This is a genomic window from Thiomicrospira sp. S5 (genome assembly GCF_003991075.1).
Taxonomy (GTDB): domain Bacteria; phylum Pseudomonadota; class Gammaproteobacteria; order Thiomicrospirales; family Thiomicrospiraceae; genus Hydrogenovibrio; species Hydrogenovibrio thermophilus.
On the sequence record NZ_CP014470.1, the window covers coordinates 2,431,049 to 2,452,772 of the forward strand.

Here is a 21,724-nt window from a genome sequence, read left to right on the forward strand (position 1 = left end):
ACCATGAATAGTTTTTAGCCTTAGTACAAAACGACTGTGAGACTAAGGCTACCTTAGTGTTAGCGACTTTTTACCGCTCTTTATTCGCTAATGGTTCAAACAAATCCGCAATCCCACGTGCTACCATTTTTTCCGTCATCGAAACATAATTGGCAAAGCCTTGTGAATGCATGAGATTTACATTGCTTTCATAACCTTCAGACAAAACAGAAAAACCGGCCTCAGGAACACAGTCCGAGTCACAAACTAGCTCTGCTTTTTTATTCTTATCCGCTTCATAAGTTACTTGTGATTCAATCAAAGAAGCGGCAACACCTTGTAATATACTGCCACCTGCGGCAAGAACAGAGCCTCCAGCGATTCCAGAACCAAAACTTTTCCTTGCAGGAAACTGGCTTCTATCCCACCCAACGAATCCGTCAAACACAACCGTAACCGGCTTTCCATCATCGGAAATCTTAATACCTTTCTCTTTGATTAAGTCAATTGCACTGCTCTGCACATCTTTCCAATCAAATTCACCAACGGGCGCATTTTGAGCCACTTCAAACTTCAGGTTTACATCATCAGCTTTAATTTTAGAGTAGTCTGATACAGTTACTTTATAACCATTTACCCTTTCATCAGGGTTATTTTCGTCAATCACCTGACTAACTGAACAACCGCTTAAAAAACCAATTACGGCAAATAAAAACAATACAGGCTTCAAGTTCGCTTTCATAAATACCTCAACAATTAAAGAAGTAATAATTCCTACCTAAAACATTAAGCTCTCTGACTTTACCTTGCGACGACCTGCTGCATACTAGAAGTCCAGGAAGCTTTAAAAGCCGGATCGCTGGCAAAAAGCTTGTAAAGCTCAAGTTCATCTTTCCGGCGCTGTAACATGACCTCCTTAAGCATTTTTTCGAACACCAACTCTCGATGATGAGGGTCAGGTTCATTTTGATATTTGTTTTCAAAATCTGGATGCGCCTTTATGCTGTCAGCAATGTTGATGAATTTTACGCGCTGCTCTTCCGGTGTTGCACTCCAGCCCTGGAACCAGCGTTCATTAAAATCACGAATAATCTCATCCAGCGGGTTTTCATCCCTTTCTCCATGGGCACCACGGGGGTTCGGGTTCTGCGGCTCTAATTCCGTGGCCTCAGCATCCAAACCAATCGACTGGTTCAGTTTGACGCGTTCAAGTCCGTAAGAGCTTAAATCAACCGAATCAAGGAGTGCATCGAGCTGATCCGCTTCCGGGTCAGCAATCTTCAATTTAGGAATTAAGAACTTCAAGAACCAGAACAGCTTTTCCCAAATGGCATTTTCGTACGGCATAATCGAAGCCATCTGTCCGTAAATTTTGACAAACTGTTTCGCTTTAATTTTAAAATCCGCCTGCTCTTCTTTTTCAAGCGCCAGTTCATGCTCAAAACGTTCCGCCGCAGTATCAATCAACGGACTTAAGGACTGCGCATCCTCGCCATCAAAATATCGGCGAACAAACTCTTCAACCTCTTGCCATTCATAGACACCGACATCTCCCATTTCATCTTTCAAATCATTCAGGACATTTACATCGGTCGCTTCACTCAGAGATGTGGCCGTATAGAAGGGATCAAACGCTTTCTTAATATCATCAGTGCCGTTAAAGAAATCCAGAACAAACAAGTCTTCGGTTTTCTTGCCATATTTGGGCGCAGAACGATTAAGCCGAGACAGTGCTTGCACAGCCAACACGCCCTGTAATTTTTTATCGACATACATAGCCGTCAGTTTTGGCTGGTCAAATCCAGTCAAATACTTATTTGCCACCACCAGAAGGCGATATTCATCGGTATCAAACTTATCCTTGGTATCGTTATCGGAAAAGCCATTCATTTCGGTTTCTGTGTACTCGATACCGTCCACTTCTTTGGTTCCAGAAAAGGCAATCATCGCTTTAAATGGATTGCCTCTGTGCTCCAGCATTCGTTGGATGGACTTAAAGTAGCGAATCGCCGCCTCAATGTTTTGAGTAATGACCATTCCTTTCGCTTTGCCTTTAAGCTTTTTGGTGTTCACAACCTGATTCACAAAATGATCCAGCATGATCTCTGCTTTGGTATCGATGGTCTGCTGGCTACGCTCAACATAAGCGCGCAGCTTCTTCTGCGCTTTCGCCGTATCAAATTTCGGGTTTTCGGCGATCGATTTTTGAATCTCGTAATAAGACTTATAGGTGGTGTAATTCGCTAACACATCCAGAATAAACCCCTCCTCAATGGCTTGCTTCATCGAATAAAGATGAAATGGTATAAACGAGCCATCAGGTTGTTTTTGCCCGAACTTCTCCAGGGTAGTGTTTTTGGGTGTTGCGGTAAAAGCTAGATAAGAAGCATTGCCACGCATTTTTCGATTTCGCATCGCCTGCAGAATCTTGTCTTGCGCGTCCTCTTCTTCATCAGAACCCATCGCCTGATTCATTTTGCTATGCGCTGTCCCACTTTGCGAGCTATGCGCCTCATCGATAATCACCGCAAATCTCTTCTCACTGAGATCACTGATGCCATCCACAATAAATGGGAACTTCTGAATCGTGGTGATAATAATCTTTTTACCGTTTTCCAAAGCGCTTTTTAAATCGGCAGACTTATTGGCATGAGCGACAATGTTTTTGACCTCTGAAAAGTCTTTGATATTATCCTTAAGCTGTTTATCCAGAATACGACGATCTGTAACCACAATCACCGAATCAAAAAGCGGTTGTTCAAGACCTTTAGCCCCAGGGACATCATTGCTTTCTGGATAAGCCTCAATAAGCTGATAAGCGGCCCAGGTAATCGAGTTGGACTTCCCCGAACCGGCTGAATGCTGAATCAAATAGGTTTGCCCCACGCCATTTTTTGAAACATCTTGAATTAAACGGCGCACCACATCCATTTGATGGTAGCGCGGGAAAAATAACGTGCGCTTATTCAGCGGCTCTTTACTTGAACCATCCAAACGGACAAAGTGCTGAATCAGGTTCGCCAGACTCTCCTTGGTAAAAACCTCTTTCCACAGATAATCGGTTTTATGCCCAGTAGGATTCGGCGGATTTCCCTGGCCTTGATTATGCCCCTTGTTAAACGGTAAGAAGAAGGTGCTTTTGCCACTTAACTTCGTGGTCATATAGACTTCATCAGTATCCACGGTCATATGCACCAAACAACGAGCAAACTGTAATAACGGCTGCGTAGTATCCCGATCCTTGCGATACTGTTTTTGCCCATGATAGCGCGCGGTTTGTCCGGTCCAAGCGTTCTTTAACTCTAGCGTAACGATAGGAATACCGTTAATAAACAGCACCATATCAATCTCTTGCAACGGATTTACCAAAGAATAACGAAGCTGACGAGTAACACTGAAAATATTAGACTGGAAGTCCAATTTTACTTTTTCACTACTGCTTGCCAGGGGCAGTGGATACATCAGGTTAAAGTGTGCATCATCAACACTTAACCCCTTTTTCAGCAAATGCAAAATGCCGTGTTTTTTAGCTAGGCGGTCAAAGCGCTCCAAAATTTTACGCTGCCAATCGTTCGGGTTATTTTTTTGAACTCTTTCCAGTTCTTCAGCCTGGCTGTTCTGTAAAAATTGCCAAAACCAATGCTCATCCAAAGCATATTGGGCATTAAAATCTGACGGCCGCCCTACTTTAAAGCCGTTATGCCCAATATATTCGCCAGGACTCTCAGCAACACCCGACTTAACTTCTTCCTGACATTGACCGGTTAGGGCCTTTTCAATTGAAGCTTCCAACGCTTGTTCATTGGTTTGGCTAACCATAATTAATCCTTATTACTCTGTATCCATACCCCAAAAGGGATCATTTTTCCAGTTCTCAGGAAATCCCATCATTTGTTGATCAATTTCTGGGAATTGTTCCAAAAGTTCAAACAATTGTTCAAGCCAACCATCATGCGGACTAATGTGCGTCATAAAATGCTGCAGAATACTCACAACAACTGCGGTTCTCATATGTTCTTTAGGCTGACGAAAATACGTTGGCCATTTAACCTCTGACCTTTTCGGTAATTCCGGTTTCATACCCAATTCTCTATTCCAAAGCCGACTATGATGGGCGCAAATATTTCGAACACTTGTCAGGGTTTTCAACCAAGACTCCAACAAAGGCATCGATAACCCCAAGGCTTTGGCTATTTCTTTTTTATCTCCATCCTTAGCCAACCCTGCATAGAGATGCGAAAGATCGCCCAAGGTCAACTCCTCTAACATGGCCCAGCCCGGCATTAGATCTGGTTCAAAATAAGTTAAAGGATAGTGCCGCGCATAATTCTCTCTGGCTCGGTTTGCTTTCAAAAGTAACTTTTGTTCAGGCGTTTTATCTCTCGCCTTATCAATTCGCCGACACTCTTTTTCGTAATCAGTTACGGCTTTACTTTGCTTGTGGTCTATCGTTTGAAGCAATCGGTAATAAGCGTAATATTTTTTAAATAAGGTCCGATCAAGGTACCAATGCGAACTGTCATATTTCGGCCCCATATAGTTACCAACCACAGCGCGAACGGATACTTCAACCCGTTCAATTGCCGCCATTACTAAAAGACGAAGTTTACGGTCAAATTCATAGGTTCGAGTAATTTGCCTAAAAGTTGAATTCGGCTTAAATAAATGATCAGGATTATTGGGAATTTGGTAAGGACGCATATAAGCGCTTAAACGAAAGAAGCCGACAGCTTGCAGAAACAGTTTTGCTTTTTCTTTATTTTGGATCTCTAACCCGCGCTCTTCTAATGTTTGGAGTTGTTGATCTACATTGATAGCAGGCTTGTCGAAAGCTCTCATAAAGCCCCCGAAAGAGATGAAGAATGACAAAAAGATACGTTTTTGAAAGGCCCAAAAACAAAAAACCCGCTCGATTTGTGCGTAACTTGCGAACAAGTCATAGGCATGGCGGGTGTGTTGAATGTAAGTTTAGTTACATTCATACATGCTGTCAAATATTTATGGGTAAGGCTTATTATCTCTAAATTGAAAACACCCACTACTTAGCCACCTCCAAAAACGTTATTGCAGAGTAAACCAGCAAACCAAACCCCAATACAAAAGAAACCAATGAAATAATACCTAATAACCAAATCACTCGATCCCAAGGAGCATGGTTTTCAGGCCGACCTTCAAGCTTTCCATCCAAATATAACCGCCACCGCTCACCAAATCGATAATCTCTAGCAATGATTAAAAATAACATGACTACCAAGCTTAAAATCGTAGTGGCCAATAACCCCCATGAAAACTGTAGGTAAAACACTAAATCTGCTGAAAGCTGAGACTTGCTACTCAAAAAAAGACCTATCGAAATCGAGAGCGCACCGCCGGATAAAACAAATATCGCTTTTGTAAAGGAGTCCGTTCGGGTTCTCACATCTTGCTGGTGCTTGTTAAATTCTTCTACACTCATGCTTCAACTTTGATTTTGCCGGTCACGGCGCTGTTAATCAGCGTGGTTTTGTATTCTTTGAGTTTATCGATTTGTTGCTGTTGCAAGGCTATCGCTTGATCGATTTTTTGGGATTGGGTTTCGATGTGTTCTACGATTTCTATTTGTTCATCTTCAGGAGGTACAACAGAATTCATGTCATAAAAGTCATTGGTGTATAAAGGCATCATTCCCTCAGTTACTCCATATACAATCGTTCTGAAAATATCTTGATAAACCGGTGTATGGTAAAGATGCTCAAAAAACTTGGTAACAACTCCTTTTTGAGGCGCAAAAACAGTGTAATTATTTGTGATTATACCTCTAGCTGGGGCTCTCCAAAAAACGCCTAAATGAGCTTTATATTTATTCAAAACCATGTCGTTTTCATGGCAAAGTTGAAAACTATCAAATGATACGGCCTGAGTAGAGTTTTCTAACATTTCTTCTGTTGGAACCAACCCTCTTAATTGGGTTACCGAATACTTAATTTCACTACCTTTTCGATCACGTCTATTAACTACTCTAAAGATATAACGTGACGGCTTAACTCCCCAATGCTGTGGGATTTGGCCGATCCAGTCAATGCCGCTGTCTTTCATTGGGGCATTGGGGTTGAGGCCTTGGGTGACGGCGTTTTGAATTAAGATTTGTTTGCGCTCTTTGAGCAGGGCGATTTGCTTTTCCTTAATCGCCACCGCTTGATCAATTTGCGCTGTTTTTTGATCAAGGAAATCTACGATTAGCCGTTGCTCACTCTGATCAACTTCAAGAATTGGTAATCTCTTAAAATCTAAAAAACTTAGATTTTGTCGCAGTCCGCTTCCTAATTTGTAAAGCGCCTTACTGGTGTCTAGAGAATGCAAATAGTAGTGAATAAAACGAGAATTGAATCCGTCTTTAACATTAAGATTCAAATAGGCACTAGTGATAATACCGGTATTATCCGAGTGACCAGTCCTCAAACTTGTCTGGTCATTCTGTAAATCTGTACAACGGATAATAATGTCTTCAGGATGAACAATCTGATATGTCTCAAATGACTCTGGAACCAAGCCGACTAATTTTTCTTTTGGTTTAATTATTATTTTTCCATAGCTAAGAGATAGAACGGTATCTTCTTTCATACCTTTATTACTTCGCTTATTTTCAGAAAGAGCAACCAACCCTGGCTTAATGCTCCATTCTTCAGGAATTTCTCCCAACCACTCAACACCCGAATCTTTATAGGATTCATATTTTGGATAAAGGCTTAAATCCCTCTGTGTCTTAGTGTCTCTGTGGTTCATTCACCCTCCCTGCACTTTTTTCACCGAAACACCGAGAATATCGGCTATCAGCCCTTCGGCTTGTTGTTCCAGCTCGATCATTTCTTGCGCAACCTCTTCCAGACTTCTGAGCGGTTTATGCTGATAGAAGTATTTGTTAAAGCTGATTTCATAACCGATTTTGACTGAATCGAGATGAATCCACGCTTCGTCCACATGGGGTTTCACTTCCGCCAAAAAGTAGTCGTGAATCGATTGACTGAGCGGGATGGACTCGCTGTCGCGTAAATCACTGCTGGATTCATAGGTGATAAATTCGCCTTTTTTTGCGGTCGGGTAATAGCCGTAATCCGGCAAATCGGCTTCAGAACACCCTAATCGCGCCAGTAGGGATTCCAGCTTGTCACCGCTGAGTTTTTCGAGCTTTTTAATCACTTTTTCAGCCGCGTCGTTGTACCAACTGACCGCATTAAGAATCGCTTTTTTCTCGGTGGCGCTGAGTTTGATGTTTTCCGCTTTAATGACTTGATTGACCTGCTCACTAAAGGCATTAAAGTCATCACTTTGTTCGGTGCCAATTTTGTTCATTAACACTTCTGCGGTTTGCAGTAGATCACGTTGCTTTAACCAGGCCTGGTGGTTAAGCAGGTTTTTGCGTTGTTTGGCATTGAGTTCGATTTGTTGCTCTTCGAGCGCTTTGATAATCTCGTCGGCCTTTTCGGTTAAAAAGTTGGGTTGATACACCGCGTCGCCATAGGTGGCGTACACCGATTGCATGGGTTCGAGCAGGCTTTTGTCAAAACGCAAGTCGGCAATGCGTTCGGCACTGAACTGGGCACTGCGACGATCCGGGCGCTCGATGGTGACTTTGTAATAACCAAAGTCGGTGTTATTAAAGACTTGGCTCGCCAATCCAGTCGGATCGTTATTGACGTCTTTTTGCCGTTCGACGCTGGTGCCATCGAGATAGGTTTGCACAATCTGCTGAATATGTTCCGGAGCAAATTCGCAGTTTTTATTGCCGAGGTTTTTGCGCAATTTACGATAGAGCAAACTGGCGTCAATGAGCTGCACTTGGCCTTTGCGGTTTTCGGGCTTGTTGTTATTGAGCAACCAAATGTAGGTGGTAATGCCGGTGTTGTAAAACAGGTTATTGGGCAGTTGCACAATCGCATCCAGCATATCGTTTTCGATAATATAACGGCGGATATTACTTTCGCCACTTCCCGCATCGCCGGTAAACAAGCTGGAACCATTGTGCACCGAGGCAATGCGTGACCCCAACGCACTATTGGCCGGGTCTTTCATTTTGCTGACCATTTCCATTAAAAACAATAACTGGCCATCGCTGGATCGGGGTGTGGCATCGGCGTCTTCCACTTCGCCCCAATAGTTGGCCAACTGAATTTTAAAACGCGAATCCACCACCTCTTTGCCGTCTTTAATCGATTTCTGATCCGACGCCCAGCTTTTGCCGTAAGGCGGATTGGAGAGCATAAAGTCAAACTTGTTGCCGGCAAATTCATCGGTGGACAGGGTGGAGCCGACTTTGATGTTTTCCGGGTTATTGCCCTTGATCATCATGTCGGATTTACAAATGGCGTAGGTTTCGTCGTTGATCTCTTTACCGTAGAGATAAATATCGCGGTTATCGCTTGGGTATTTCTGTTCGATAAAGTTTTGTGCTTCGGTCAACATGCCGCCGCTACCACAAGCGGGGTCATAGACCGTGAGCGTAAGTGGCAGATTGTTTTTAATCGGGTCAAACACCAAATGCGTCATCAGGTCAATCACTTCGCGCGGGGTAAAGTGTTCACCGGCTTCTTCATTGTTTTCTTCGTTGAACTTGCGAATCAGCTCTTCAAATACATAGCCCATGCCCAGATTGGTCAGCGCGGGCATTTTATTGCCGTCCGGGTCTTCCACTTCATTAGGGGTTAGGTTGATATAGGGCGAAACAAATTTTTCCAGTACATCGAGCAACACATCCTTGCTTGCCATATGGCGCACTTGGGATTTGAGCTTGAAGCGATCAACGATTTCTTTGACGTTGTCGCTAAAGCCCGCCAAATACTCTTCAAAATTCGCCAATAGAATCTGTTGGTTATTGGTGGCCGTGCTAAACAGGCTTTTAAGTGTCCATTTTGAGGTGTTGTAAAACACATAACCCGATGCCTCGCGCAAAGGCGCATTGTCTAGCTCCACCGCGTCCATTTCTTCTTTTTGGAATTGAACTTCGGCTAACACCGCCTGTTTGGTCGGTTCCAGCAAAGTGTCGAGACGGCGTAACACCACCATCGGCAATATCACATCGCGATATTTACCGCGCACATAGACATCGCGCAGGCAATCGTCGGCGATACTCCAGATAAATGAGACAAGTTTGTTGTGAACGCTGTGATCCATTTTGTTCCTTTAATCAGGTGAAGAGTGAATATTATCAAAAATACGCAGTGTTATATATGACTGTTTCTCACCGGGAGTCCATCATACCCCTCTCTATTAAGGGATTTATTTAATGTCAGCCGACTAACTCCGAAATGTTTTGCCACTTCGGTTTTGGTGATCAGAGGATCTTTAAGCATAGCGGCCGCCTTTTGGACATCAGAACGATTCATCGCTGGTTTCCTGCCACCTTTGCGCCCTCTAGCTCTTGCCGCTTTAAGCCCTTCAAGGGTTCTTTCTCTAATCAGACTATGCTCAAATTCTGACAAGGCACCAAAAATATGGAAAATTAATTTCCCACCAGGAGAGGTGGTGTCGATTGACTCGGTTAATGACTTAAACCCAATCTCTTTTGATTCAAGTTCAGAAATAATCTCAACGAGATCTTTGAGGGAACGAGCAAGCCGGTCTAACTTCCATACGACCAAAACATCCCCCGCTCTCAACGTCTTTAAACAAATATTGAGTTCAGGCCGGTCTTTATTCTTGCCGGTGATTTTTTCCTGGAAAGTTTGCTCACAACCTGCTTTCTCTAAAGCATCCAGTTGAAGCTCCAAGTTTTGATCCTGTGTACTGACGCGTGCATACCCTATAAACATAAAAGGTACCTTTTATTTACATAGATTTATTATCGTAATTTATTAACATTAAAACAAGCGTTTTGGAAGAAATTTTGATTGGCGAGAAGAGTGTTAATAAAACGGTCGTTTTATTAACACTAACAAATAAATCAATGTCTGCCTCTTATAGACTTACCCTTTGAACCTGAACCGCACCCATTATGAACCCCTTCTAATTAACCCGACCCAATGCCTTTTCGTACAGCGTTAAATTTCGTTTAATATTTTGAATAACCTTTAAGCGTTCGCGTAATTTCGCAAACTCTGTCTCAACGTGTTTAACCAAATCCTTCTCATTCGATAAACATTTTGCAAACAGCTTGTCGAGAGAATACATATTCGATTTTTGGCCTTTTTTAATATGTATATTTGTTCGCCGCGTCTTTTGTGAACTGTCTTTGTAAAACCGGTAATAGAACCAATTCATTCTTAACGCACCATTTGACTTATGAACACGACAGCCTAGCAAAGGGAGCTGTTCACTAACCTTATTTTCTACCATGTCACTTCGATGCTCCCAAAAAAGTTCACTCAACATATTTGCTCGGGTTTCAATATCTCCATATTCGGATTTCAAAGCTTCGCGCATAAGCTCGATATTTTTTAAATGCATAAAACCTCCTATTTTTTTCCACTTAATAACTGGGGACTCCAAACTCTTGCTGTCCCTACTGCAATCAAAAATTCACTAAAAACCCCAAAAATCGTATTTTCACAATAAGGACGACAAGACTCTGTTTTACAATGGTTTTACAATCAGGACGCCAAACCGCCATTTACAATAAGGACAACAAGATTCTGATTCTTATAATGGACAGCAAGGTGCCAATTCATAAAAAGGACAGCAAGAATCTTTTTTAACCTTCTCTAAAAGGAACTATATTTCAGATCAATAAATAAGATTGGCCGGTTTTTATTCAGTTTTTATTGGTAATCTTGCAAATTTTTTCTATCTAATTGAAATGCGACGCTGAAATACTTAACAAGCCTTTGTGATGAAATCGCTTCCATCTCCAAAAACCGTATTGCGCTTGAATTGCGTAGTGAAAATTAAGACTCTCTTTATTGCAAACCAGAAAGAAACACGTAGAATTATGATTACAACTCTCCCCTAGTGAAGATCATTAAACTGTGGTTCGCCTGGGGCGAAAAAACCGCCTAACGGCGGTTTTTTCATTTCTAGGGGGGTTACGAAAGAAAATTAAGGGCGATAGAAAACACCCTTCGACAGTAACAAACTATATATTTCTTTACTTCACTTCTTCCAGGTTCAAGGAACTTCCATCCCAACTATGCTCGGGATCACTAATAAAAGTTAACCCACCAGAACCGGATCCGGTAGCGGCATTTCCCGCGGAAAAAGTAACAAGCCAGCCACCAACTATTTTCGTTCTATACAAATCCATTTTAATTGCACCTAACCCTTCTACCCTTTCCCACTTAACCTTTCCTACTGGGTAAGCTCCCGAAAAAATTCCCATAAGATGATCTCCATATCCGTGTAAACGCTATGACTTCTAAACCCTCGGTTTAATTTCGGGGTCGCTCACTTAAACTAAGTTTATTCTCACTATCAAATATACGAGCTGTTGAAAGTCCTATTGAAATGATCCCAAAAAATAAAAAAATCATTCCAACATGGATCCTCTCTATTGCTGGGTTTTCTGTCATGGATTTAAAAGCATCGGAGGAACATTGTATATTGGGAGAAAATGCTGAATAAGAAGGCACTAAACCAATGGCTTTATAGTGCAAAATCCCTTGGTGACAAATCACACCATTAGAAGATTCCAGCGAAATCCCATACTCTTTAGAAATCAATAACGCTGAGCGTTGTACGTTTTGTTGATATTGATCCCACTGAATATTCAAGAAAAAAGCTGACATTAAAACCGTTAAAACGCCGTAAACAAGGCCTACGTAATTACCAACACCTGTTCCTTTGATTAAATCTTCAAGAGTTGTCACTTATCCCTCCTATATCATCCAATAGCTTTTTAATTATTCAAAAAATTAAATATGAAGTTGTTCCAGGCAGGCCTGAATCACAACCAACTTTCAACTTTTGAAAAGCTATTTTTAATAATAGAACCTCAAACTTAAACTGTAAAGAAAAAACAACATATCTTATTGTTTTTAAAAATAAAATTCTCAACGAGATTATATTTTTTCAATCTCATTAAGGTTTCATATTTAACTGAGCCTAACCACCCTGCATTTTCGTTCCGCCCCAATGGTATATATATCGTGTCCAGAAAGTGGACTTAGAAAATAAAAATACCGTTCAAACAAGTCCAATTATTGGACCTGGGGTGTAATTTTTTAACTTTATAAGTCCAGTTATTGGACTTATAGTGTTCAAAAACTGGACATAGGAATTATTTTTTAAAAACACTCAAACGCCTCCCAACTAAAGCCGAAATTTCTCCATCATAGACCCCATTCAAGTCATCATCCAAAACCTGCCATGTGATCGCATAGAGACTTAATGTTTTGGGGTATGAACCTTGACGCGTTTTAACGATAAACCCTGCATCAATCAGCTCCTGAATACATCTAGCTAAAGTGGTTTTTGACTTCCAACCTTTTTCCTTAAGCACAGCGAAGCTAGCAGTCAATTGGCCATTGTTTCTACCTTTGTACTGAGAGGCGAGCTGGACAAGGAGTTTTATCGAATTACCACTGAGGCTCTCGAAAGCTTCGCTCTGGATAACAGCATGAGGCAGCGCTAAAAAGCGACCGGTCTCTTTCCGCCCTGTCAACCTCTCCCTTTTGGAACGAAATCCTGCCATGAAAAATCATTCTTTTCCTAAATCGCTATGCACTTTATTACGCTCTTGAATCCGATTTTCAATCCATTGCTTCACCTCCTCCTCAACCCAAGCTGAAGAACGCTCCGTCAGCTTCACTGGTGCAGGAAATTCCCCTTTTTGCGCTAACACGTATACATAGGCGCGGCTAATGCCAGTTAAATTCATCACTTCCTTAATTCTGATAAGTCTCATTACATTTCCTTAAAACTTTGTATTTCATATTGAATTTTTGGTTTCAGGAGAATTATCTTGTTTTATGAGCAACATACTGCTGGGTTTACTAACAAAAAACATTGTGTATCTTGTTTTTTTTAAACATTGAATCTTAACGAGAATACAGATATAAAAAAGCCCCATAAAAATGGGGCTTAAAAAAGAGCCGACACGGTAAGGCCTTTTAATTCAAATTAACTTTTCAATATAATCTGACCAGACTTGCATCATATGACTTCTCTCGGAGAGCTTTTGAGCTTTATTATAAACACCCCTGACACCACCAATAACATGACTTAACTGTAACTCAATCGCATCTTGGTCAAACCCCATTTCATTCAGTATTGTTGAAGCGGTATGCCTAAAACCATGCGGATGAATTTGATCAATACCATTTCGCCTTAATGAGTTCGATAATGAATTTGTACTTACTGGCTTGCCAGTGCTGCCATAGGGAGAGTAAAAAACAAACTCTGTATGACCTGTTAATGGCCATATATCCTCTAAAATAGATTTTGCCTGTCGACTAAGCGGAATGACATGGTCACGATCTTTCTTCATTTCACTAGCGGGTTTAGAAATAACCCCTTCATCAAAATCAACATGAGCCCATTTCAACTGAGAAACTTCCGAAGGCCTGGCAAATATCAACAGCCCAAGCTTTATACATTGTTTTACCTCATATGAGGCCGACATTTTATCGATTGCGCGAACAACCCCCTTAAGCTCCAGTTCTGTCGTAACGTGCTTATAATGCGTCTCTTGATGCTTAACAAATAGAGAGTCTGAAATGTACTTGGCGATGTTTCGAGTTATATATTTTTTACCCTTTGCATAATCAAACATTCCATTAAAAACGGTTCGTATCTTATTTCGACTCACCAAAGCGCCATGCTCCTGAACAACTATCAAACACTGTTCAAGATCATCTTCGGTAAGATCGCTAACGATTCTGTCAGAAAGCATAGGAAGAACATACTTCTGAAACCGCTCATTATGCTTTTTCAGTGTTCCGTACTCCCAAGCAGGTTTACGACCCCCAAAGGAGGTCGTTTTAAATCGACAGTACTCATCATATAGATCTTCAAATGTTATTTTCTGAACCTTCGACACGCGTTCAGCTTTCTTCTTTTGATCAACAGCTTCAATAACATCGGAAGTTAAAAGCTCAGTTTTATATGGCTTAGGGTCAACCCCTCGTTCAATTAAAAGTTTGGCATTGTCTTTTGCCATGCGAGCTTTTTTAATAGTGAGCTGACCTGAACGCGCTCCATATTGGCCTAAGGTGAGCATATCTGCCTTATCATTAAATCGATAACGAAAGACCCAGGACTTCCGCCCTTTGGGGCTAACAGCAAGGTTCAACCCTTCTCCATCGGGTTTTAAATATCGTTTTTCCTGCGGCTTTAAAGCTTTAATTTGAACATCTGTTAAAGGCATCTGTGAGTAAAATCCGTTTGAATGAGTAAATAACAAGAATTTTACTCACAATTTTACTCACAATTTTTTTTGCTGCGAGTGAATAAATCAAACATAAAAGATTGTAAAAAGACGTAACTTATTGATTTTACGTTTCAGAGGACGAAAAAAAAGCCGTATAAAACGGCTTAATTCTTGAATATGGTGGCTACACCGGGATTTGAACCTGGGACCCCATCATTATGAGTGATGTGCTCTAACCAGCTGAGCTATGTAGCCAAAAAAGATTGGCGTATTATAGAATTTTTAGACGCCATGTCAACCGCCAGTTGACACTTTTATGAAGCTTTTGCCAAAATCGCCAGGCCTGGCGATTTTAGACGTTGAAACGGAAGTGCATGACATCGCCATCCTGGACGATGTACTCTTTTCCTTCCAAGCGTTGCTTGCCCGCCGCCTTGGCACCGGAATCACCTTTGTATTCGATAAAATCGTTGTAGGCGGTGACTTCGGCACGGATAAAACCTTTTTCAAAGTCGGTGTGGATAACGCCCGCGGCTTGCGGCGCGGTCGCGCCTTTTTTGACGGTCCAAGCGCGCACCTCTTTTACGCCGGCGGTGAAATAAGTTTGCAAGCCCAACAGTTCATAAGCCGCGCGAATCACGCGGTTCAACCCGGGTTCTTCCAAGCCCATTTCTTGCAGGAAGTCGGCTTTTTCATCATCGTCCAATTCGGCGATTTCGGCTTCGATTTCCGCACAGACCGGCACCACGATCGCACCTTGTTCCGCCGCCAAGGCACGAACGTCGTCCAGCATGGTATTGTTTTCAAAACCGTCTTCATTGACGTTGGCAATGTACATCATCGGCTTGATGGTCAACAGATGCAGGTCACGCAACATCACTTTTTCGTCGTCGGTCATCTCCACCAAACGCACCAATTTTCCGTCTTCGATTTCCGCCAATACACGTTCGAATAAAGCTTGTTTGGTTTGGGCTTCTTTATTGCCGCTTTTGCCGAGCTTTCGCTGTTTTTCGGCGGCTTTTTCCAACGACTCCATATCCGCCAAGGTCAATTCCATATTGATGATTTCGATATCGGCCAATGGATTGACTTTACCGGCCACATGGACGATGTCGTCGTTTTCGAAGCAACGTACCACTTGAACGATGGCGTCGGTTTCACGAATGTTGGCTAGGAACTTATTCCCCAAGCCTTCCCCTTTGGAAGCCCCTTCCACCAAACCGGCGATATCCATGAAATCGACCGTGGCGGACAATACGCGCTCCGGGTTGACGATTTCGGCCAGTGCCTGTTCACGCTCATCCGGCACCGGCACCACGCCGACATTGGGCTCAATCGTACAGAACGGATAGTTGGCCGATTCGATACCGGCGTTGGTCAGCGCATTAAATAAGGTTGATTTTCCGACATTCGGTAACCCCACAATTCCGCACTTAATTCCCATGTTTGTCTCCTGAACCCAAAGTTAACTGTAATTAATCTGATTTGAATGCTGTTGTCTGTTGAATCAGGTTGCGGTGTGCAACTGATTCATGGCTTTTTCCATCTCACCGCCCAACACTTCCGGCAAGACCCGCCCGGCTTCGTCAATGGCCGTTTCGATGGCGGCCTGCTCGGATTTCGACGGCGCCTTAAGCACGTAATCCACGACTTGTTTGCTGTCTCCGGGGTGGCCGATTCCCAAACGCAAGCGCTGAAATTCTTTTGTGCCCAGTGCGGCAATGGTGTCGCGCAAGCCGTTATGCCCACCGTGGCCGCCACCTTTTTTCAAGCGCGCCACGCCCGGTTCCAAATCCAACTCGTCATGCACCACCAGAATTTCTTCCGGAGCGATTTTGTAGAACTTGGCCAGGGCCTGAATGGATTGACCACTGCGATTCATGTAGGTCATCGGTTTCAACAACCAGACATCCAATCCGGACGATTGCACGCGAGCCGCTTCGCCTAAAAATTTGGTTTCTGGACGAAATTGCACACCGTATTGACGGGCAACGTCCTCCACAAACCAAAAACCCGCATTATGTCGGGTCTGTACGTACTGTTGTCCCGGATTACCAAGACCAACAATGAGCTTTACAGATGACATATGCGGGCTTTCGAACAAATAACGTTAAAAATTAACGTTTTACTTTACCGATACCAACAACCGCTTGGTCATAGTCCGTGTTACCGTGTGCCAAAGCGGTTAGCTTCACACCTTCAGGTAACGCCAATTGAGACAAACGCAAGTTTGTCCCGGCTTCCAAACCGGAAACGTCGACTTCGATAGCCGTAGGAAGATCTTTTGTCAAACAAGACACTTCAACGCTGGATTGCATGAATGACATCAAGCCACCCATTTTCACACCAGGTGCAGACGCTTGACCAACAAACTTCAATGGTACACGCTTAACGATGCGAGAAGAATCCGACGCACGTTGAAAGTCGATGTGAGAGACAAATCCAGTCGCAGGATGACGTTGCAGGTCTTTGATAACGCAACTTTCAGCGTCACCGGCACCTTCGATGGTCAAAACCGTGTTGTACAAATCAATGTCGTTCAAAGCGTGTTCAACAACACGGCTTTCCAATGCGATTGACTTCGCTTCCTGTTCCCCACCATAAATGATGGCAGGTACTTTCCCCGCATGACGAAGGCGGCGGCTCGCACCTTTCCCTTCTTCAGTACGAAGTTCTGCAGTCCATACTTGACTCATTTTCATTACTCCATTCAATCGGGCATTTAGCCCGTTATTTAAGAGGACAAACGCCTCAAACACTCCATGCTCGCGACCAAGCACAGAAACAAAGAGCGGTATTATACTGAATTTTGTTGAAACTTAAAGCGGAAACTGAGAAAAAACAAAGTATTAGATGGAAAAACCACCAGGCCTGGTGGTTTTTAGCGAATCGGCATCAATTCGGAAACAGATTCTTCCTGATGCACGCGTCGGATGGTTTCACCCAGCACCGGAGCGATGCTGACGCGGCGGACTTTTTCAGACGCCATGCCGGCGGCGGACAACGGAATGGTATCCGTCACCACCAACTCGGTCAGGCAGGAGTTATTGATGTTTTCAACCGCCGGGCCGGACAAAACCGCATGCACCACATAAGCGGTCACACTCTTGGCCCCGTGATCTTTCAAAGCCTGCGCGGCTTTACACAAGGTACCGGCGGTATCGACCATGTCGTCCACCAGAATACAGTCACGCCCTTCGACGTCACCGATGATGTTCATGATTTGCGCGACATTGGCTTTCGGGCGACGTTTATCGATAATCGCCATGTCGCAGCCCAACGCTTTCGCCACGGCACGGGCACGAACCACACCGCCCATGTCCGGAGACACCACCATCATATTGTCGGCGGCGATGTGTCCGGAAGCGCGCATATCGTCGACCAACGTCGGCGAACCGTAAATATTGTCCACTGGAATGTCGAAAAAGCCTTGAATCTGGTCGGCATGCAAGTCGACCGTAATCAAACGGTCGGCGCCCGCCACGGTAATCATGTCCGCCGCCAAACGCGCGGTAATCGGAACACGGGCCGAGTGCGGACGACGATCCTGACGCGCAAAACCGTAATACGGCACCACAGCGGTGATACGTTTGGCGGAGGCGCGTTTCAGGGCATCGATCATCACCAGCAGCTCCATCAGATTGACGGCAGGCTCCGGCGTACAGGTCGGTTGCAAGACATACACGTCTTTACCGCGTACGGATTCATTGATTTGAACCATGATCTCGCCGTCGCTGAAACGACCAACGTCTGCTTTTCCAAGGGGAATGTCGATAGAGGAGGAGATGTTCTCGGCTAGGCTAACATTTGCGTTTCCGGCAAATAATCGGACATTTTTGTAAGCCATTGAAAGGCGACTCCTATGGCGAAAAACCAGGAAAAAAATGATTTGAAGAATTCGGGATAGGATAATGGCTGGGCTAGCAGGATTCGAACCTGCGCATGACGGGATCAAAACCCGTTGCCTTACCGCTTGGCGATAGCCCAACTGTTTATCGCTGTCATAAAAGACAGGTGCGTATTATCCATGTTCCCTACCGCAAATCAAGCCCTTTTTCAGAAAAAGTTTCACAAAACCGTAAAACGACTTTTCCGAGCGAAGCGCGATTCGCGCCCCGTTTATTCGGAGGACAACTTCTGCAAAATCTGTTGCAGGGCTTCGTTCTCCGGAAACTTCTCATGATGTGCATTCCAAAGCTCGGCGGCGACATCTTTTTTGCCGAGCTTCCATTCGGTCTGAATCAGGTGTAATAGAACTTCGCCGTCCATCTGAATCGCCAACGCCTGCTTCAAATAGACTTCGGCGGTTTCATAATCGCCTTGCTGATAGGCAAGCCAGCCCCGGCTGTCGAGCACATAAAAACGATTTGGCGCCAGCGCCAAAGCCTTGTCCAGCAACTGCTGGGCGCGATCCAAATCACGCCCCTGCTCCACAAAGAAGTAACCCAGCGCATTCAAGGCATCAACATCATTCGGATTGATGGCCAGGGCTTTTTCCAAATTCTCTTCATAAGCATCGAACTGTTTGAGATCGTAATACAACATCGACTGCATCAAATAAAGGTCGGCTCTCTGATCGTCAATATCGATGGCTTGTTGATATTCGTCAATAGCTTTCTGCTTTTCACCGGCAATGTTGTAGAAAATCGCCTTGCCGCGCAGGATCTTCACCTGATCTTCCGGCTGGTCGGACTGAATCGCTTCCAGATTCTCGATGGTGCGCTCCAGACCGATTTTGGAAAACTCAATCTCGGCGATGTGCAGTTTGGCATCCACCAAGTAATCGGAGGTGTTGATGCGCTTATAATACGAAATGGCGTCTTCAAGTTGCCCTTGTTCCTGTGCCGACAACCCTAGGTAATAGTTGGCCGTTGAACGATATTGCGGGATTCCCTGCAAATCCTTCAACAGACTATCCGCACCGGCATAATCATCACGCTCCAAACGCAACAAAGCCACCGACAATTTCGAGGTATAGGCTTTCGGTTCGTTTTCGACAATGCGCAGATAGCGTTTTTCCGCCTCATCAAAATACCCGGCCTTCACTTCCAAGCGCGCAAAGCGTTCCTGCATCAGCCAGTCATCGGTGTTTTCGTTAATATACGGCGACAGACGTTTCAAGCCCAGCAAGGCTTGATTGGATTTCAAATAGGCATTGGCCAACAAATGGTTGGACTCGCGATACAATTTTTCCGCCGTGAAGTCGTCCTCGTTCTGTTTCCAACGCTTTTTATAACGTTCGCTGGCGTCTTCCAGATTGGAAATCGCCACATCGTAGACCCGATAGCCTTCCGCCGCCGACCCCAAGCCGAACACCGCGGCCGGTTCATCCGGGTACAAGTCTTTCAAACCGGATAGGAACTCCAGACCGTAGGTCGGTTGCGCCGCTTGGGTCACTCGAATCGCCGTTGCAATCAAGTCCTGCTCCAAACTCACGTCCGATAAGGCACGATAACGTTGCCAGAACTCCAGTGCCTCGCCCACTTTGCCTTCCCGCACCGAAATCAGATACGACGCCTTCCAGGCCATGACCTTGTCCGGCGAGACATCGCGCCACAGTTTCGCCGCTTCCTGAATGGCATTCAGGTCATAAGTTGCCATCGACAATTGAAAGACCCTTTCCGCCAGGCCTGGGTCACGGGTTTTCTTCGCCACCGGATACAAGACTCCGAAGGCGCTCGCCCGTTGCCCTTTCTGAACAAGCATTTCCCCTACCATGATCTTATACATGGTTTCCGGTTCCATCTCGGCGGACGGTACCTTGACCGGCGGGACTTCCGCCTCGGCCTCAGGTGTTTGGGCCGTCTCTTCCGTGGGTTGTTCAACCGGCGTACTCTCAGGCGCCGTCGCCTCTTCTTTCGGGAACTGACTGCAAGCCGTCAACTGGAAAACCCCAGCCAAACACACGCCCCACACCCAGCTTTTTCGTATTGTTTTATGAATCAAACTTGGCACCTGATCTCCGTTTGAAAAGAAAATTGAACCGCGTTTCTACGCATTGGAAGCTCTATTTATAACACAATCTCACCGTTTTAACGATGAAACGAGCCTGGCTTTTCGGCTTAATCGCGGAAAACGCTTTCAAAACTTGCAATTAGACCCATAATTTAGCAAAATTACGCCTCTTTGATTGCATTATTTTCCCTGTTGGCTAAATCGACTCCCTATGAAACTATTAGTCTTAGGCGTGAACCATGAAACGGCGCCTGTTGATATTCGTGAAAAAGTCTCTTTTTCACCCGACGAAGTGCAGGACGCACTGGCTAAGTTGAGAGCCGAGGGTCTTGCCAATGAAAGCGTGATTCTTTCGACCTGCAATCGCACCGAGATCTACACCACGTTAAAAGCCGACACGCCTCAATGCCTGCGAGACTGGTTACACAACTACTTCCAGCTCGAACCGCAAAGCATCGACGACTTCCTTTACGAATACGCCGACCTGGATGCCATCAAACACATGATGCGTGTTTCCAGCGGGCTGAATTCACTGGTTCTCGGCGAGCCGCAGATTCTCGGCCAAATCAAAGACGCCTATAATCTGGCGCACAAATCCGAAACCGTGCATCAGACACTCGACAGTCTGTTCCAGTATGTATTCAAAACCGCCAAACAAGTGCGCACCGACACCGCCATCGGTTCCAGCCCGGTTTCGGTCGCCTTTTCCGCGGTGGCACTGTCGAAACAATTCTTCGGCGACTTGTCGCAGCAAACCGCGTTATTGATCGGCGCCGGTGAAACCACCGAACTGGTGGCGCGCCACCTCAAGGAAAGCCGCATCGGCAAACTGATCATCGCCAACCGCACGCTTAGCAAAGCGCATCAGTTGACCGAAAGCCTAGGCGGTTACGCCATCAGCCTGTCGGAAATCACCGACCACTTGCATGAAGCCGACATGATCATCACCTCCACCGCCAGCCCGGAACCGATTTTGAAAAAGGACATGGTCGGTGCCGCGCTCAAACAGCGCCGCAACAAACCGATTTTCATGGTCGACATTGCCGTTCCACGCGACATCGAACCTTCCGTGGGCGACTTCAGCGACACCTATCTGTATACGGTCGACGATCTGCAAGAAATCATCGAAGAGAACAAACGTTCCCGTAAAGACGCCGCACTGGAAGCGGAAGAAATCGTCGAACTGCAAGCCGAAAGCTTCATGATGCAATATCAGGCCACCCAACAGGTCAGCCCGATTATCCAATCCTATCGCAACCATGCCCACGGTTTGAAAGACCAAGTCCTGTCCGAAGCCCTGCACCACTTGGAACACGGTGGCGACCCGAAAGAACTGATGACCAAATTGGCCAACCAATTGACCAACAAAATTCTGCACACGCCCACCAGCAACTTACACCAAGCCGGCCTGAACGGCCAAAAAGAAGTGGTGGACGCCGCGGCTCAAATCCTGTTGTCCGAACAATCCGACGATTCCAACTCCGGCTCCCGCGCTTAGCGTCGCCCGCTCGATTC

The 21,724-nt window shown here is 44.8% G+C and carries 19 protein-coding genes and 2 tRNA genes; 1 reads left to right on the top strand and 20 read right to left on the bottom strand.

Translation table 11 applies throughout. The annotated features are described in order from the left end of the window. Nucleotides 1-70: 70 nt before the first annotated feature. The 20 genes from AYJ59_RS11260 to AYJ59_RS11355 form a co-directional block, all read right to left on the bottom strand. On the bottom strand, nucleotides 71-721 hold the full coding sequence (locus tag AYJ59_RS11260; protein WP_029939660.1) for a hypothetical protein: 651 nt from the start codon (nucleotides 719-721) through the stop codon (nucleotides 71-73). 59 nt (nucleotides 722-780) lie between these two features. After that, on the bottom strand, nucleotides 781-3,798 hold the full coding sequence (locus AYJ59_RS11265; RefSeq protein WP_029939659.1) for a type I restriction endonuclease subunit R: 3,018 nt from the start codon (nucleotides 3,796-3,798) through the stop codon (nucleotides 781-783). Nucleotides 3,799-3,810: 12 nt separating this feature from the next. Further along, nucleotides 3,811-4,818, bottom strand: coding sequence for an Abi family protein (locus tag AYJ59_RS11270; RefSeq protein ID WP_029939658.1), 1,008 nt, complete (start codon nucleotides 4,816-4,818; stop codon nucleotides 3,811-3,813). Nucleotides 4,819-5,017: 199 nt separating this feature from the next. After that, the gene (locus AYJ59_RS11275; protein ID WP_029939657.1) at nucleotides 5,018-5,434 is read right to left on the bottom strand and encodes a hypothetical protein; all 417 of its coding nucleotides are present in this window, start codon (nucleotides 5,432-5,434) and stop codon (nucleotides 5,018-5,020) included. Then, nucleotides 5,431-6,741 carry a restriction endonuclease subunit S gene (locus AYJ59_RS11280; protein WP_029939656.1) on the bottom strand — a complete coding sequence of 437 codons (1,311 nt, stop codon included), beginning with the start codon at nucleotides 6,739-6,741 and terminating at the stop codon, nucleotides 5,431-5,433. The genes AYJ59_RS11275 and AYJ59_RS11280 overlap by 4 nt, the downstream gene beginning before the upstream one ends. Then, the gene (locus tag AYJ59_RS11285; RefSeq protein WP_029939655.1) at nucleotides 6,742-9,126 is read right to left on the bottom strand and encodes a type I restriction-modification system subunit M; all 2,385 of its coding nucleotides are present in this window, start codon (nucleotides 9,124-9,126) and stop codon (nucleotides 6,742-6,744) included. A gap of 50 nt (nucleotides 9,127-9,176) precedes the next feature. After that, nucleotides 9,177-9,764, bottom strand: coding sequence for a recombinase family protein (locus tag AYJ59_RS11290; protein ID WP_038151854.1), 588 nt, complete (start codon nucleotides 9,762-9,764; stop codon nucleotides 9,177-9,179). 193 nt (nucleotides 9,765-9,957) lie between these two features. Continuing rightward, on the bottom strand, nucleotides 9,958-10,398 hold the full coding sequence (mobI, locus tag AYJ59_RS11295) for a conjugative transfer protein MobI(A/C) (RefSeq protein WP_029939653.1): 441 nt from the start codon (nucleotides 10,396-10,398) through the stop codon (nucleotides 9,958-9,960). A 637-nt stretch (nucleotides 10,399-11,035) separates the two neighbouring features. Continuing rightward, on the bottom strand, nucleotides 11,036-11,266 hold the full coding sequence (locus AYJ59_RS11300; RefSeq protein ID WP_029939652.1) for a hypothetical protein: 231 nt from the start codon (nucleotides 11,264-11,266) through the stop codon (nucleotides 11,036-11,038). 49 nt (nucleotides 11,267-11,315) lie between these two features. Next, nucleotides 11,316-11,753 carry a hypothetical protein gene (locus AYJ59_RS11305; RefSeq protein ID WP_029939651.1) on the bottom strand — a complete coding sequence of 146 codons (438 nt, stop codon included), beginning with the start codon at nucleotides 11,751-11,753 and terminating at the stop codon, nucleotides 11,316-11,318. Nucleotides 11,754-12,163: 410 nt separating this feature from the next. Then, nucleotides 12,164-12,577 carry a hypothetical protein gene (locus AYJ59_RS11310; RefSeq protein WP_051673537.1) on the bottom strand — a complete coding sequence of 138 codons (414 nt, stop codon included), beginning with the start codon at nucleotides 12,575-12,577 and terminating at the stop codon, nucleotides 12,164-12,166. A gap of 6 nt (nucleotides 12,578-12,583) precedes the next feature. Beyond that, entirely contained in the window at nucleotides 12,584-12,790 is a 207-nt protein-coding gene (locus AYJ59_RS11315) for a helix-turn-helix transcriptional regulator (RefSeq protein WP_029939649.1), read from the bottom strand. 210 nt (nucleotides 12,791-13,000) lie between these two features. Next, nucleotides 13,001-14,251, bottom strand: coding sequence for a tyrosine-type recombinase/integrase (locus AYJ59_RS11320; RefSeq protein WP_029939648.1), 1,251 nt, complete (start codon nucleotides 14,249-14,251; stop codon nucleotides 13,001-13,003). Between the two features lie 181 nt (nucleotides 14,252-14,432). Continuing rightward, nucleotides 14,433-14,509: transfer RNA gene (locus AYJ59_RS11325), tRNA-Met, on the bottom strand. 97 nt (nucleotides 14,510-14,606) lie between these two features. Beyond that, the gene (gene ychF / locus AYJ59_RS11330) at nucleotides 14,607-15,698 is read right to left on the bottom strand and encodes a redox-regulated ATPase YchF (protein WP_029939647.1); all 1,092 of its coding nucleotides are present in this window, start codon (nucleotides 15,696-15,698) and stop codon (nucleotides 14,607-14,609) included. 63 nt (nucleotides 15,699-15,761) lie between these two features. Next, nucleotides 15,762-16,340: an aminoacyl-tRNA hydrolase gene (pth, locus tag AYJ59_RS11335; protein ID WP_127120149.1), complete on the bottom strand. Its 579-nt coding sequence runs from the start codon at nucleotides 16,338-16,340 to the stop codon at nucleotides 15,762-15,764. 31 nt (nucleotides 16,341-16,371) lie between these two features. Further along, entirely contained in the window at nucleotides 16,372-16,950 is a 579-nt protein-coding gene (locus AYJ59_RS11340) for a 50S ribosomal protein L25/general stress protein Ctc (RefSeq protein ID WP_029939645.1), read from the bottom strand. 185 nt (nucleotides 16,951-17,135) lie between these two features. Further along, on the bottom strand, nucleotides 17,136-18,101 hold the full coding sequence (locus tag AYJ59_RS11345; RefSeq protein ID WP_029939644.1) for a ribose-phosphate pyrophosphokinase: 966 nt from the start codon (nucleotides 18,099-18,101) through the stop codon (nucleotides 17,136-17,138). A 65-nt stretch (nucleotides 18,102-18,166) separates the two neighbouring features. Then, a tRNA-Gln gene (locus AYJ59_RS11350) sits at nucleotides 18,167-18,241 on the bottom strand. A gap of 132 nt (nucleotides 18,242-18,373) precedes the next feature. Further along, complete coding sequence (locus tag AYJ59_RS11355) at nucleotides 18,374-20,209, bottom strand: tetratricopeptide repeat protein (RefSeq protein WP_127120150.1); 1,836 nt, start codon at nucleotides 20,207-20,209, stop codon at nucleotides 18,374-18,376. Between the two features lie 211 nt (nucleotides 20,210-20,420). On the opposite strand from AYJ59_RS11355, the gene hemA reads away from it, so the two are divergent. After that, nucleotides 20,421-21,707 carry a glutamyl-tRNA reductase gene (gene hemA / locus AYJ59_RS11360; RefSeq protein WP_127120151.1) on the top strand — a complete coding sequence of 429 codons (1,287 nt, stop codon included), beginning with the start codon at nucleotides 20,421-20,423 and terminating at the stop codon, nucleotides 21,705-21,707. The last annotated feature ends 17 nt before the right edge of the window (nucleotides 21,708-21,724 follow it).

What these genes read in the sequence shown, in the direction of transcription:
- AYJ59_RS11260 (WP_029939660.1), bottom strand. Translation starts at nt 721, where the DNA reads ATGAAAGCGAACTTGAAGCCTGTATTGTTTTTATTTGCCGTAATTGGT.
- AYJ59_RS11265 (WP_029939659.1), bottom strand. Translation starts at nt 3,798, where the DNA reads ATGGTTAGCCAAACCAATGAACAAGCGTTGGAAGCTTCAATTGAAAAG.
- AYJ59_RS11270 (WP_029939658.1), bottom strand. Translation starts at nt 4,818, where the DNA reads ATGAGAGCTTTCGACAAGCCTGCTATCAATGTAGATCAACAACTCCAA.
- AYJ59_RS11275 (WP_029939657.1), bottom strand. Translation starts at nt 5,434, where the DNA reads ATGAGTGTAGAAGAATTTAACAAGCACCAGCAAGATGTGAGAACCCGA.
- AYJ59_RS11280 (WP_029939656.1), bottom strand. Translation starts at nt 6,741, where the DNA reads ATGAACCACAGAGACACTAAGACACAGAGGGATTTAAGCCTTTATCCA.
- AYJ59_RS11285 (WP_029939655.1), bottom strand. Translation starts at nt 9,126, where the DNA reads ATGGATCACAGCGTTCACAACAAACTTGTCTCATTTATCTGGAGTATC.
- AYJ59_RS11290 (WP_038151854.1), bottom strand. Translation starts at nt 9,764, where the DNA reads ATGTTTATAGGGTATGCACGCGTCAGTACACAGGATCAAAACTTGGAG.
- mobI (WP_029939653.1), bottom strand. Translation starts at nt 10,398, where the DNA reads ATGCATTTAAAAAATATCGAGCTTATGCGCGAAGCTTTGAAATCCGAA.
- AYJ59_RS11300 (WP_029939652.1), bottom strand. Translation starts at nt 11,266, where the DNA reads ATGGGAATTTTTTCGGGAGCTTACCCAGTAGGAAAGGTTAAGTGGGAA.
- AYJ59_RS11310 (WP_051673537.1), bottom strand. Translation starts at nt 12,577, where the DNA reads ATGGCAGGATTTCGTTCCAAAAGGGAGAGGTTGACAGGGCGGAAAGAG.
- AYJ59_RS11315 (WP_029939649.1), bottom strand. Translation starts at nt 12,790, where the DNA reads ATGAGACTTATCAGAATTAAGGAAGTGATGAATTTAACTGGCATTAGC.
- AYJ59_RS11320 (WP_029939648.1), bottom strand. Translation starts at nt 14,251, where the DNA reads ATGCCTTTAACAGATGTTCAAATTAAAGCTTTAAAGCCGCAGGAAAAA.
- ychF (WP_029939647.1), bottom strand. Translation starts at nt 15,698, where the DNA reads ATGGGAATTAAGTGCGGAATTGTGGGGTTACCGAATGTCGGAAAATCA.
- pth (WP_127120149.1), bottom strand. Translation starts at nt 16,340, where the DNA reads ATGTCATCTGTAAAGCTCATTGTTGGTCTTGGTAATCCGGGACAACAG.
- AYJ59_RS11340 (WP_029939645.1), bottom strand. Translation starts at nt 16,950, where the DNA reads ATGAGTCAAGTATGGACTGCAGAACTTCGTACTGAAGAAGGGAAAGGT.
- AYJ59_RS11345 (WP_029939644.1), bottom strand. Translation starts at nt 18,101, where the DNA reads ATGGCTTACAAAAATGTCCGATTATTTGCCGGAAACGCAAATGTTAGC.
- hemA (WP_127120151.1), top strand. Translation starts at nt 20,421, where the DNA reads ATGAAACTATTAGTCTTAGGCGTGAACCATGAAACGGCGCCTGTTGAT.